The 12,245-nt window shown below is 65.2% G+C and carries 12 protein-coding genes and 1 other RNA gene; 5 read left to right on the forward strand and 8 right to left on the reverse strand.

Annotated features, from left to right (window positions below):
- The first annotated feature begins 21 nt into the window (after positions 1-21).
- Both NLM33_RS27235 and dapE read left to right on the forward strand, forming a co-directional pair.
- A complete protein-coding gene (locus tag NLM33_RS27235; RefSeq protein ID WP_254100533.1) occupies positions 22-615 on the forward strand; it encodes a DUF805 domain-containing protein in 594 nt (197 codons plus the stop codon).
- Positions 612-1,778, forward strand: a complete 1,167-nt coding sequence (gene dapE / locus NLM33_RS27240) for a succinyl-diaminopimelate desuccinylase (RefSeq protein WP_254100535.1) — start codon at positions 612-614, stop codon at positions 1,776-1,778. The genes NLM33_RS27235 and dapE overlap by 4 nt, the downstream gene beginning before the upstream one ends.
- Before the next feature lie 140 nt (positions 1,779-1,918).
- Here dapE and truA read toward each other — a convergent pair whose 3' ends face one another.
- From truA to def, 3 genes are all read right to left on the reverse strand, one after another.
- Entirely contained in the window at positions 1,919-2,656 is a 738-nt protein-coding gene (truA, locus tag NLM33_RS27245) for a tRNA pseudouridine(38-40) synthase TruA (RefSeq protein WP_254100538.1), read from the reverse strand.
- A gap of 122 nt (positions 2,657-2,778) precedes the next feature.
- Positions 2,779-3,714 carry a methionyl-tRNA formyltransferase gene (gene fmt, locus NLM33_RS27250; RefSeq protein ID WP_254100541.1) on the reverse strand — a complete coding sequence of 312 codons (936 nt, stop codon included), beginning with the start codon at positions 3,712-3,714 and terminating at the stop codon, positions 2,779-2,781.
- Positions 3,715-3,924: 210 nt separating this feature from the next.
- On the reverse strand, positions 3,925-4,452 hold the full coding sequence (def, locus tag NLM33_RS27255) for a peptide deformylase (RefSeq protein ID WP_254100545.1): 528 nt from the start codon (positions 4,450-4,452) through the stop codon (positions 3,925-3,927).
- 171 nt (positions 4,453-4,623) lie between these two features.
- Between def and NLM33_RS27260 the strand changes: the two genes are divergently transcribed.
- Together NLM33_RS27260 and NLM33_RS27265 are read left to right on the forward strand one after the other, a co-directional pair.
- Entirely contained in the window at positions 4,624-5,820 is a 1,197-nt protein-coding gene (locus NLM33_RS27260) for a DNA recombination protein RmuC (protein WP_254100548.1), read from the forward strand.
- A gap of 193 nt (positions 5,821-6,013) precedes the next feature.
- On the forward strand, positions 6,014-7,387 hold the full coding sequence (locus NLM33_RS27265; RefSeq protein WP_254100551.1) for an MFS transporter: 1,374 nt from the start codon (positions 6,014-6,016) through the stop codon (positions 7,385-7,387).
- 160 nt (positions 7,388-7,547) lie between these two features.
- On the opposite strand, the gene NLM33_RS27270 is transcribed toward NLM33_RS27265, so the two are convergent.
- The 5 genes from NLM33_RS27270 to ffs all read right to left on the reverse strand — a co-directional run bounded on the left by NLM33_RS27270 (position 7,548) and on the right by ffs (position 10,993).
- Positions 7,548-7,982 (reverse strand): hypothetical protein, encoded by a 435-nt coding sequence (locus NLM33_RS27270; protein WP_254100554.1) that lies wholly within the window; start codon positions 7,980-7,982, stop codon positions 7,548-7,550.
- 30 nt (positions 7,983-8,012) lie between these two features.
- Positions 8,013-8,615 carry a recombination mediator RecR gene (gene recR / locus NLM33_RS27275; RefSeq protein ID WP_254100557.1) on the reverse strand — a complete coding sequence of 201 codons (603 nt, stop codon included), beginning with the start codon at positions 8,613-8,615 and terminating at the stop codon, positions 8,013-8,015.
- 1 nt (position 8,616) lies between these two features.
- Positions 8,617-8,937 carry a YbaB/EbfC family nucleoid-associated protein gene (locus NLM33_RS27280; RefSeq protein ID WP_254100560.1) on the reverse strand — a complete coding sequence of 107 codons (321 nt, stop codon included), beginning with the start codon at positions 8,935-8,937 and terminating at the stop codon, positions 8,617-8,619.
- 26 nt (positions 8,938-8,963) lie between these two features.
- Positions 8,964-10,802 carry a DNA polymerase III subunit gamma/tau gene (locus NLM33_RS27285; RefSeq protein ID WP_254100563.1) on the reverse strand — a complete coding sequence of 613 codons (1,839 nt, stop codon included), beginning with the start codon at positions 10,800-10,802 and terminating at the stop codon, positions 8,964-8,966.
- 94 nt (positions 10,803-10,896) lie between these two features.
- Positions 10,897-10,993, reverse strand: an RNA gene (gene ffs, locus NLM33_RS27290) — signal recognition particle sRNA small type.
- A gap of 178 nt (positions 10,994-11,171) precedes the next feature.
- Between ffs and NLM33_RS27295 the strand changes: the two genes are divergently transcribed.
- Positions 11,172-12,032 carry a transporter substrate-binding domain-containing protein gene (locus NLM33_RS27295; protein ID WP_254100566.1) on the forward strand — a complete coding sequence of 287 codons (861 nt, stop codon included), beginning with the start codon at positions 11,172-11,174 and terminating at the stop codon, positions 12,030-12,032.
- Positions 12,033-12,245 lie beyond the last annotated feature (213 nt).

Raw genomic sequence — 12,245 nt, forward strand, 5'->3', positions numbered from 1 at the left:
CGCCGCCCGGGGTTTTTTATCATGGATTGGACCTGGTACCTTTTCAGCTTCAAGGGCCGCATCAACCGCGCCAAGTTCTGGCTCGCCGGGTTGGTCATCGTCTGCTGGATGATTGTCCTGGCCGCGATCGTGGTGGCGTTCGGCGCCCGCAGGTTCGGCTTCTCGGTCGAGGACGTCTTCAAGATCGTCGATCCCAATACCTATCGCACGCTGTCGCGTGCCGATCTCCCGCTGATCCTGGCCAAGGTGATCGGCACGCCGCTGTTCGCATGGGTCTTTGCCGCGACCGCGATCAAGCGGCTGCATGACCGTGACAAGAGCGCCTGGTGGGTGTTGCCGTTCTTCGTCCTGCCCGGCCTGATCAACCAGTTCCTGGACCGGATCGACAACGATTACGTCAGCTTCACGCTCGGCCTGATCTCGCTCGTGCTGGCGTCGTGGGGCTGGATCGAACTGCTGTTCTTCCGCGGCTCGCGCAAGACCAACCGCTTTGGTGCCAATCCGCTCCACGTCTCGCCGGCCGCTGAATTGGGCTGGGATCAGAAGCGCGAGCTGGAAATGGCTGCGCAGAAGGCTGGCCCGCCGCCGCAATGGCGTGTAAAGCCGGGGGCATGACTGACGCTGTTTCCCTCACCCGCGACCTCGTTCGCTGCCCCTCCGTCACCCCGGCCGATGCCGGTGCCCTCGGTGTCCTCGAAGACCTCCTGAAGGCCGCCGGCTTCACGACGGATCGCGTCACCTTCGGCGAGCCCGGCACCGCCGACATTGACAATCTCTACGCCCGCATCGGCACCGAAGGGCCGCACATCACCTTCGCCGGCCATACCGACGTGGTGCCGCCCGGCGACGAATCGGCGTGGACGCTCGGAGCATTCTCCGGCGAGGTGAAGGACGGCTATCTCTATGGCCGCGGCGCGGTCGACATGAAGGGCGGCATCGCATGCAGCGTCGCTGCAGTGCTGGAGCATCTCGCAGCGAATGGCGGCAAGCCGCGCGCCGACGGGAAGGGCTCGATCTCCTTCCTGATCACCGGCGACGAGGAAGACGTCTCCATCAACGGCACGATCAAGCTGCTCAAATGGGCCGCCGAACGCGGCGAGACGTTCGACCATTGCGTGCTCGGCGAGCCCTCCAATGTCGAGACGCTCGGCGACACCATCAAGGTCGGCCGCCGCGGCTCGCAATCCGGCACGCTCCATGTCGAGGGACGGCAGGGCCACGTCGCTTACCCGCACCGCGCGTCCAATCCCGTGCCCGATATCTCGCGGCTGATCGTCGCGATCTCGGACGAGCCGCTCGATCATGGCAGCGCGCAGTTCCAGGCGTCCAACCTGGAATTCACCTCCGTCGACGTCGGCAACTCCGCCTACAACGTGATCCCCGGCCAGGCCCGCGCAAAGTTCAACATCCGCTACAACGACAATCACACACAGGCGAGCCTGCGCGAGCTGGTCGAGGCGCGGCTGGCAAAAGCCTGCGGCAACCGCATCCGCGCGCACATCGTCTGGGAGCCCTCGAACTCCAACGTGTTCGTCACCAAGCCCGGCCCGTTCACCGATCTCGCGGTCTCCGCGATCTCGGAGGTGACGGGACGCAAGCCCGAGCTGTCGACGTCAGGCGGCACCTCGGATGCGCGCTTCATTTCCAGCTATTGCCCGGTGATCGAGTTTGGCCTGGTCGGCCAGACCATGCACCAGATCGACGAACGCGTGCCGGTCGCGGACCTGGAGAAGCTGACGCGGGTCTATCGCGGGATTTTGACGCGGTATTTTGGGTAGGACTTCCGCTATCGCCACGTACTCCACCGTCATGCCCGGGCTTGTCCCGGGCATCCACGTTTTTAGCTGCGGCGAAGGAAGATCGTGGATGGCCGGGACAAGCCCGGCCATGACGACGGGGCGCGAAAGCGCTCAGCCAATCAATAATCCACCCGCACCAGATACAGCCCCTCAGGCGGGGCGACGATGCCGCAGGCGGCGCGGTTGCGGGCGGCTAGCGCTGCGGAGAGGTCATCGGCGCTCCAGCGGCCTTCGCCGACCCAGACCAGCGAGCCGACCATCGAGCGGACCTGGCTGTGCAGGAACGAGCGCGCCGAGGTGAGGATCGTCACCTCACGCCCGTCGCGCAGCACGTCGAGCTGGTCGAGCGTCTTCTCCGGCGATTTGGCCTGGCACTCGGTGTCGCGAAAGGTCGTGAAATCGTGCTTGCCGATCAGGCGCTGCGCGGCCGCATGCATGGCGTCGGTGTCGAGCCTGCGCGACACGCGCCAGGCGTGGCCGACGTCGAGCGCGAGATTGGCGCGGGTGTTGACGATGCGATAGCGGTAGTGGCGCTTGATGGCCGAAAAGCGCGCCTCGAACGTCTCCGGCACGATCGCGGCTTCGAGCACCGCGATCGGAGCGGGGCGCAGATGCGCATTCAGGCCATCGCGAAGGCGATCCGGCGCAAAGGGCTTTTCAATATCGACATGCGCGACCTGGCCGAGCGCGTGCACGCCGGCATCGGTGCGGCCAGCCCCATGCACGCGCACGTCAGTGCCGCACATCGCCTTCACGGCCGCCTCGAGCGCGCCCTGCACCGAGGGCAGCGTCGCCTGCACCTGCCAGCCGCAGAACGGCGCGCCGTCATATTCGATGGTGAGCTTGTAGCGGGGCATCCAAGTCCAATTTCGACGTCATCGCCCGCGAAGGCGGGCGATCCAGTATTCCAGAGGCGGCGCAACTAGACCGGAGAGGCCGCAGCGTACTGGATACCCCGCTTTCGCGGGGTATGACAGGGTCACATGAATTTGGCGCCCGCCTTCAACGGCACCCCGCGCAAGAAGTCCGCGGCCTGCATCCGCGCCTTGCCTTCGCGCTGCAGCTCGATGATGCGGATGGCGCCCTCGACGCAGGCGATGGTGAGCTGGTCGTCGAGCACGTCGCCGGGCGCGCCCGAGCCTTTTGCGAGCTCACAGCGCAGGATTTTCACGCGCGCGTTTTCGCTCGCGCCCGCAAGCTCGCTCCATGCTCCGGGAAACGGCGACAGGCCGTGAATATGCCGCAGTACCGCGCGCGCAGGCTTGCTCCAGTCGATGCGCGCCTCGGCCTTGTCGATCTTGGCGGCGTAGGTGACGCCGTCCTCGCTCTGTTTTTTGAGCTGGAGACCGCCACGTCCCAGCGCGGCCATCGCGCGCACCATCAGATCGGCACCGAGCCGGGCGAGGCGATCGTGCAGATCGGCGGCGGTCATGCTGTCCGAAATCGCAAGACGCTCGGCCATGGCGACGTCGCCGGTGTCCAGCCCCACGTCCATCTTCATCACCATGACGCCGCTCTCGGCATCGCCGGCCATGATCGCGCGGTTGATCGGCGCGGCACCGCGCCAGCGCGGCAGCAGCGAGGCATGCAGATTGTAGCAGCCGAGCTTTGGTGCATCGAGGATCGCCTGCGGCAGGATCATGCCGTAGGCGACGACGACGGCTGCGTCGGCATCGAACGCGCAGAATTCTTCGAGGGCTTCCTGCGTCTTCAGTGTTTTTGGCGTCAGCACGGGAATGCCGAGCTTTCGCGCGGCGTCTTCAACCGGCGTCGGCTGCAATTGCAGCCCGCGCCGCCCGCCCGGCTTCGGCGCACGGGTGTAGACGGCCACGATCTCGTGGCCATGCGCGACGAGCTCGAGCAGCGTCGGCACGGAGAAATCAGGCGTACCCATGAAGATGAGGCGGAGGGGCATCAACAGAACTCACTGCGTTCCCTCCCCCCTTGTGGGGGAGGGCTAGGGAGGGGGGTGCCACACGGCGCGCTCTCTCGGCTTGAGCGCGGACGATGCAGGCGCCTTGTTGCTGGCGCTCGCAAATGATGAGCACCTATTGCTGGGCCCCCCTCCCCTGCCCTCCCCCACAAGGGGGGAGGGAGCGCAGGGAGTATGGGGCAGCGCTAAAACTTACTCTCCCGCGCGCTTGGCGGCTTTCTCGAACTTCTTGAACACGCGGTCGCGCTTGAGTTTTGACAGATAGTCGACGAACAGCACGCCATTGAGATGGTCGATCTCGTGCTGGATGCAGGTGGCGTAGAGCCCTTCGGCATCCTCCTCGTGCAGCTTGCCGTCGAGATCGGTGAAGCGCACGCGCACCTTCGCAGGCCGCTCGACCTCCTCGTAATATTCGGGGATCGAGAGACAGCCTTCCTCGTAAACCGACAGCTCCTCGGACGAGGCCACGATCTCCGGATTGATGAAGACGCGCGGCTCTCGCGCGGTCTCGCCGTTCTCGTCACGCTTGGCGAGGTCCATGGTGATCAGACGCAGGGGTTGCGCGATCTGGATCGCCGCAAGCCCGATGCCGGGCGCGTCGTACATGGTCTCGAACATGTCGTCGGCAAGCTTGCGGATCTCCGCCGTGACCTTTTCGATCGGCTTGGAGACCAGGCGCAACTGCTTGTCGGGCAGGATGATGATTTCTCTGAGGGCCATGGCGGCGATTTAAGCCGCGCGCCCGGTGCGGTCAATCCGGCGGGGAACGGCGTTAACGGTCTGCTAACCATAATAATTAGGGCTTCGTTAACCATAAAAATTCACCGCTGGTTAACCATAAATGTTCCCTCTTCGTTCGTGTCGCTTCGCGAATCGGCTAGAAGGGTTGACATGAACGAGATCATTTTTACCGCTGGCGACTGGCCGGTGCGCACCGTCGATGCGCTGATCGGCTTCGGTGTGCTGGCCCTCATCCTGCTCCTGGTGATCGCCATCGTGATCGCCCGCGGCTCGCGGCGTGGCGCGGAACTCGCCATGGCCCAGACCATCCGGGCCGACGAGTTGGAGGAGCGCCTGAGCCAGATGCTGCGCGCCCAGAGCGAGGCGTCTGGCCGCGTCGACGCCATGGCGCAGACGCTCGCCGGCCGCCAGGCCGAGATGGCGCGCGCGGTCAACGAGCGGCTGGATTCGGTCACGCATCGCGTCGGCCAGTCCATGGAGCATACGACACGCAACACCATGGAGAGCCTGCGCGCGCTGCACGAGCGGCTCGGCATCATCGACAGCGCACACAAGAACCTCACCGACCTGACGACGCAGGTGACGACCTTGCGCGACGTGCTCGCCAACAAGCAGTCGCGCGGCGCCTTCGGCCAGGCGCGGATGGAAGCGATCGTCCAGGACGGGCTGCCGAAGGGCTCCTACGAGTTCCAGTTCACGCTCTCGACCGGCAAGCGGCCCGACTGCGTGGTGTTCCTGCCCGACCAGCGGCCGCTGTGCATCGACGCAAAATTTCCTCTGGAGGCGATGACCGCGCTGCACGACGCACGCACCGACGAGGAGCGACGCGTCGCCACGCAGCGGCTGCGCGGCGACGTGATGAAGCATGTCAGCGACATCGCCGAAAAATATCTCGTCACCGGCGAGACCCAGGAGATGGCGCTGATGTTCGTGCCGTCGGAGTCGGTCTACGCCGAAATCCACGACGGTTTCGACGACGTGATTCAGAAGGCCTATCGCGCCCGCGTAGTGCTGGTCTCGCCCTCGCTGCTGATGCTGGCGATCCAGGTGATGCAGCAGATCATGAAGGACGCGCGCATGCGCGACGCCGCCGATCAGATCCAGACCGAGGTGATCAAGCTCGGCGACGACCTCGGCCGCCTGCGCGACCGCGTGCTGAAATTGCAGAAGCACTTTGCCGACGCGAACGAGGACGTCCGCCAGATCCTGATCTCCGCCGACAAGATCGAGAAGCGCGCCGGAAGAATCGAGGAACTCGATTTCAGCAAGACCGACGCGCCGGAGGGACCGCGGCTCGTCGCCAACACGCCGGAGCTGTTTCCCCGCAAGCTCCAGGCGGGGGAGTGATCCTTAAGGTACAGTGTCATGCCCCGCGAAGGCGGAGCATCCAGTACTCCGCGGCGGTCGTGATTGAACCGAGACGCTGATGAGTACTGGATCGTCCGCCTTCGCGGACGATGACTCCGAGGGGGCGTTGAGAGCTTCCACCTCACCGACCGCGGCGAGAGTCTTTTCGGCCAGAATCTGCTACCAACTCTCCATGACCGCACCCGACGCGACTTCCGGAACTGCTCCCGCAACCACCGAGCCCTCCGCCGCCTCCTGGCGCGAGAGCCTTGCCGTGTACCTGCAACCGCGGGTGCTGATCGTGCTGTTCCTCGGCTTCTCCTCCGGCCTGCCGCTGGCGCTGTCGGGCTCGACGCTTTTGGTATGGATGCGGGAGTCCGGCGTCGATCTCGGGACCATCGGGCTGTTCGCGCTGGTCGGTACGCCCTATACGCTGAAATTCTTGTGGGCGCCGCTGGTGGATGCGCTGCATGTGCCGTTGTTCACCCGCGCGTTCGGGCGCCGCCGCGGCTGGCTGCTGTTCTCGCAGCTCCTGCTGATCATCTCGATCCTGCTCCTGGCGCTGACCGACCCCGCACGCTCGCCGTTCTACGTCGCACTCGGTGCGCTGCTGGTGGCGACGACGTCCTCAACGCAGGACATCGTCGTCGACGCCTTCCGGGTCGAGAGCCTGCCCGAGAGCGAGCAGGCCGCCGGCATGGCGTCTTACGTCGCGGCCTACCGCATCGGCATGCTGGTCTCGACCGCGGGCGCGCTGTTCGTCGTATCCGGCTTCGAAAGCACCGGCATTCCGAAGCCGTCCGCCTGGATGTGGGGCTACGTGGTGATGGCGGCGATGGTGCTGATCGGCACGATCACCGCGCTCCTCGCCACCGAGCCTGCACAATCGGCGAAGGCCGAAGCCGCAACGCAGACCGAGACGGCATTCGCGCGCGTCATGCACGCCGCGATCGGTGCCTTCTCGGAATTCCTGTCGCGCAAGGATGCGCTCGCCGCGCTCGCTTTCGTGGTGCTGTTCAAGTTCACCGATGCATTCTCCGGCACCATGACGGCACCGTTCGTGATCGACCTCGGGTTCTCCCGCAACGATTACGCGGCGATCGTGAAAGGCGTCGGTCTTGCCGCAACCCTGATCGGCGGCTTTGCCGGCGGCTTCGTGGCGCGGCGCTATTCGCTTGCAACGAGCCTGTGGATCGGCGGCGTGGTGCAGGCAATCGCGAACCTGTCCTTCTCATGGCTCGCACTCGTCGGCACCAATCAATGGGCGCTCGCCTTCGCAATCACCTGCGAGAACTTCACCAGCGCCATCGGCACCGTGATCTTCGTCGCCTATCTCTCGGCGCTATGCCAGAATCCGCTGCACACGGCGACGCAATATGCGCTGCTCACCGCGCTCGCCGCGGTCGGGCGCACCTATCTCTCGTCAGGCGCAGGATTCGTGGCGAAGCTGACGGGCTGGCCGCTGTTCTTCATGATCTGCGTGGTGGTCGCGGTGCCCAGCCTGATCCTGCTGGCCTATTTGCAGAAGCGCGGGCATTTCGACACGCTGGGTCCGGTGCGGGTTTAACGCCGCCGTAGGGTGGGCAAAGCGACTTGTCCGCCGTAGCTCGAAGAGCGAAGGCGGAAGCGTGCCCACCACTTCTGTTGCGATTGTGGATAGATGGTGGGCACGGCGCTTTGCGCCTTTGCCCACCCTACGGCAGCTCAGTTGAAGACGCGAACCTTCCCTACTGCTTCTTCACCAAACTCCACTTGGTGATCACGGCTTCGCTCATCTGGCCGGGATCGCTGGCGCAGGCGACCTCGTCGACCTTGACGGAGATTTCCTTGCCGACGAATGATTTCAGCTGCGTGGCCTGCGCGTCGCTGCTTGTGACGAGCTGGAAGGTCTCGGGTCCCGTCTCGAGATTGCACAGCCCGTTCGGCGGCGGCAGCCGCCGCGGCTCGGACGTGATCTGGTAGGTCGCAACCTTCTTGCCGTTCTTGACGTCGCGCACGCGCATGCTGTTGAGCTCGCCGGACAGCACCTCTCCGGTGTTGATCGGCTTGCCGGGCTTTGACGGCGGCGGAGCACCATCGTCCTGCTGTGCCGAGATGGCCGGCGTCACCAGCGTCATCATGGTCACGACCAAAGCCAGCCGTTTGGCGAATCGTCTCGTCATGTCGTCCGTTCCGTCGTCTTAGGGAAATAGCTAGAACAGGGTCCGCTGCCGCATTGCCGCCGATAGCGTACCTTCATCGAGATAATCAAGCTCGCCGCCGACCGGCACACCATGGGCGAGCCGGGTTACTTTTACGTTGGCGTCCTGGAGCAGGTCGGTGATGTAATGCGCCGTGGTCTGGCCGTCCACCGTCGCGTTCAACGCCAAAATGATCTCGTGCACCTGCGGATCATGCGCACGGGCGACCAGCGCATCGATGGTGAGATCCTGCGGGCCGACCCCGTCGAGCGGCGACAATGTCGCACCAAGCACGTGATAGCGCCCTTGCGTCGCGTTGGCCCGCTCCAGCGCCCAGAGATCGGCGACATCGGCGACCACGACGATGATGGCGTCATCGCGGCGCGGGTCGGTGCAGACCGTGCAGGGACTTTGCGTGTCGATATTGCCGCAGGTCTTGCACACCTGGACCTTGTCGAGCGCGACCTGCAAGGCGGCGGAGAGCGGCATCATCAGCGCTTCGCGCTTCTTGATCAGGTGCAGCGCGGCGCGCCGCGCCGAGCGCGGCCCCAAACCGGGCAGCCGCGCCAGAAGCTGGATCAGGCGTTCGATCTCGGGACCGGCAACGGCTCCCATGTCACTGGCCGAACAGGCCCGGCGGCAGGCCGAGCCCGCCGGTGAGCGCCTGCATCTTCTCCTGCATGGCGGCCTCCGCCTTACGGCGCGCATCGCCGAGTGCGGTGACGAGCAGATCCTCCAGCACCTCGCGCTCCTCAGCCTTCATCAGCGAGGGATCGATCCTGATGCCCTTAACGTCCATCTTCGCGGTCATGCGCACCGCAACCAGGCCGCCGCCGGAGATGCCCTCGACCTCGACATTGCCGAGCTCGTCCTGCATCGCCTGCATCTTGGATTGCAGCTGCGCCGCCTGCTTCATCATGCCGAGGAAATCAGCCATGGTTGTTCGTCCTTGGAAAGATAGGCTCAGAGATCGTCGTCGCCGTCGGAACCGTCGGGCGGGTCGTCACTGCCATAGTCGGCGCTAATATTGGATTCCGGCGTCTCGGGGGCAAGCCTGCGGACCTCGACAACCTTGGCGCCGGGGAAGCGCGACAGCACCTCCTGCACGCGTGGATCGGCCTCCGCGGTCCGCGCGTGCTCCTGCTTGGCGGCCTGGTTGAGCGAGCGCAGCGTCGGCTGGCCCTGCTCGTTGGACACGATCACCGTCCAGCGGCGACCGGTCCAGAGCTCGAATTTGCGCGCGAGCTCGGAAATCATGGTCTTGGAAGCGTTGGGCTCGAGTGCGACCTCCAGCCGGCCCTCCTCAAAACGGACGAGGCGCATATCGCCTTCGAGCGCGCCCTTGGTCATGAGGTCGCGCTTCTGGCCGGCAAGCGCGACGAGCTGGGTGAAGCTCGTGATGCGCAGCGCGGGCGCCGAGCCTTGGATCTCCGGCGCGGGCGCTGCCATTTGCGGCCGCGCGCCACCACCGAACGAGGGCGGCGACGAAGGCGCACGCACCGGCGCAGCAGAGGCAACCGGCGCGGTCGGCGTGCTGCGCGCAGCGCTTCCGCCGCTTACCACCGGCGAACCACCGCCGTTCTGCTCCAGCATCCTGATCGCTTCGTCCGGCGTCGGCAGGTCGGCGACATAGGCGATGCGGACCAGCACCATCTCCGCGGCGGCCGCAGGGCGCGTTGCGGCCTGCACCTCGGTGATGCCCTTGAGCAGCATCTGCCACATCCGCGACAAGACGCGCATCGAGATCTTCGACGCAAAGTCGCGCGCGCGCAGCCGCTCGGTCTCGCCATAGGCGACGTTGTCGGCGGTGGCCGGCACGATCTTGACGCGGGTGACGAAGTTGACGAATTCGGCGAGGTCCGAGAGCACGACGATCGGATCGGCACCGGTGTCGTACTGGTCGCGGAACTCGTTGAAGGCCGAGGCGATGTCGCCGCGCACCAGCGAATCGAAGAGGTCGATGACGCGGGTGCGGTCGGCGAGCCCCAGCATCTGCCGCACGGCGTCGGCCTTCACCTGGCCGGCCGCATGGGCGATTGCCTGGTCGAGCAGCGACAGCGAATCGCGCACGGAACCTTCCGCCGCGCGCGCGATGATGCCGAGCGCCTCGGGCTCGATCTCGACGCTTTCCTTCGCGGCGATATTGGCAAGGTGCTTCATCAGCACGTCGGCCTCGACCCGGCGAAGATCAAAACGCTGGCAGCGCGACAGCACGGTCACCGGAACCTTGCGGATCTCGGTGGTCGCGAACACGAACTTGGCGTGCTCCGGCGGCTCCTCAAGCGTCTTCAGGAAGGCGTTGAACGCCGCCGTCGACAGCATGTGGACTTCGTCGATGATGTAGACCTTGTAGCGGGCGCTGGCCGGCGCATAACGCACGCTGTCGTTGATCTGGCGGACGTCGTCAACGCCGGTGTGTGATGCCGCGTCCATCTCCAGCACGTCCATGTGCCGGCTTTCCATGATTGCCTGGCAATGCACGCCGAGCGTCGGCATGTGGATGGTCGGGCCCTTCACCGAGCCGTCCGGCATCTCGTAGTTGAGCGCTCGGGCGAGGATGCGCGCGGTGGTGGTCTTGCCGACACCTCGGACGCCGGTGAGGATCCAGGCCTGCGGGATACGTCCGGTCTCGAACGCATTGGAGACGGTGCGGACCACGGCCTCCTGGCCGATCAGATCGTCGAAACTGGAGGGGCGGTATTTTCGCGCCAGCACCCGGTACGGCGTCCCCGGCTGGGCGCCGAGCTCAAAGCCAGCCTGGCTGGCGCTGTCAGGGTTGGCGGGGGCGCCAGCGTCGGTCATCGGTCGATCCGCAATGAAATGTCTCTCGGCCGGCTTTTGCGGAAAGGAGCGCGCTGGCGGGGAGCCCGCCGGCGCAATTCGCTCGAAAAAACAGGTAGGAGACTGACGAGCGACCCGATCCGGACCTCGTTAGGGCTGCTTCCTTCCGGACCTGACCCGGTTGGCGAGTGGCTCGTCCACCGCCAATCTCCCGGTCCCTATTTGGGGCCAAAAGGGCCGGAAAGCAAGCGGGTATCCACTCGGGGACAGCCTGCCCAGCATCCGGGCAATTCCCTGCTCCCGCCGCCGAGAGGCTGTGCTTTCGCTGACGGTGCCGCCTTGGTAAGAACCCTGCCGGAACTACATCCAACCAGAAAAGCGATACCAAAAATGGTTACACGTCGTGATGTTGCATCGATTGTCGGGCTTGGCGCGGTCGGCGCGGCAATGGCGGCAGGCGCGGTCGCATCCCCGGCGGCGGCGCAGACCGCCCCCGATTCCAACGAATCCACTTTCGCGCGCATCCGCCGCACCAAGAAGATGCGGATCGGCGCAGTCAATGGCGGTGCGCCCTATTACATGAAGGACCTCTCCAGCGGCCAGTGGAAGGGTTTTTACATCGACATCGCGAAAGCGCTTGCCGACGACATGGAGGCCGAGCTCGAGATCACCGAGACCACCTGGGGCAATTCGGTGCTCGATCTCCAGTCCAACAAGATCGACATCTTCTTCGGTCTCAACCCTACCCCGAAGCGCGCTCTGGTGATCGACTTTTCGGTTCCTGTCTTCAACAACGCCTTCGCCTTCCTCGCCAAGAAGGATTTCAAGCCGAAGACCTGGGCCGAGCTGAACTCGCCCGACATCAAGATCGCCGTCGACCAGGGCTCCTCGCACGACCAGGTCGTCAGCCGCCTGATCCCGAAGGCGCAGATCTCGCGCCTGAAGACGGCCGACGATGCCACCGCTGCGCTGCAGACCGGCCGCGTCGACGCGCAGTGTCTGATCACCATGCTGTCGCTGACGGTCTTGAAGAAGAACCCCTCGCTCGGCCAGTTCTTACTGCCGACGCCGATCTTCGCCACCACCTCGAACGCCGGCTTCCGCCGCGAGACCGACAAGACCTGGCGCGACTACGTCAACACCTGGATCGACTTCAACAAGGGCCTCGGCTTCATCCGCACCGCGATCCTCACCAACATGGAGCTCGTGGGCGTGACGGAAGCGGACATTCCGCCGGGCGTGACGCTGTAGCTTTGATGAAACGAGGACGAACTCGATCCGCGGATTGTGCCGCGCCCCCTCTCCCGCTTGCGGGAGAGGGTTGGGGTGAGGGTGCCTCCACAGAGAGGCTCCCCGAGAGGAAAGAACCCTCACCCGGCGCTTCGCGCCGACCTCTCCCGCAAGCGGGAGAGGTGCAGTGAGACTGCCGCTCTGCCAAACCAAACTTCTTCGCGACTGAGGTCC

Origin of the sequence: Bradyrhizobium sp. CCGUVB1N3 (assembly GCF_024199925.1) — a bacterium.
Lineage (GTDB): Bacteria > Pseudomonadota > Alphaproteobacteria > Rhizobiales > Xanthobacteraceae > Bradyrhizobium.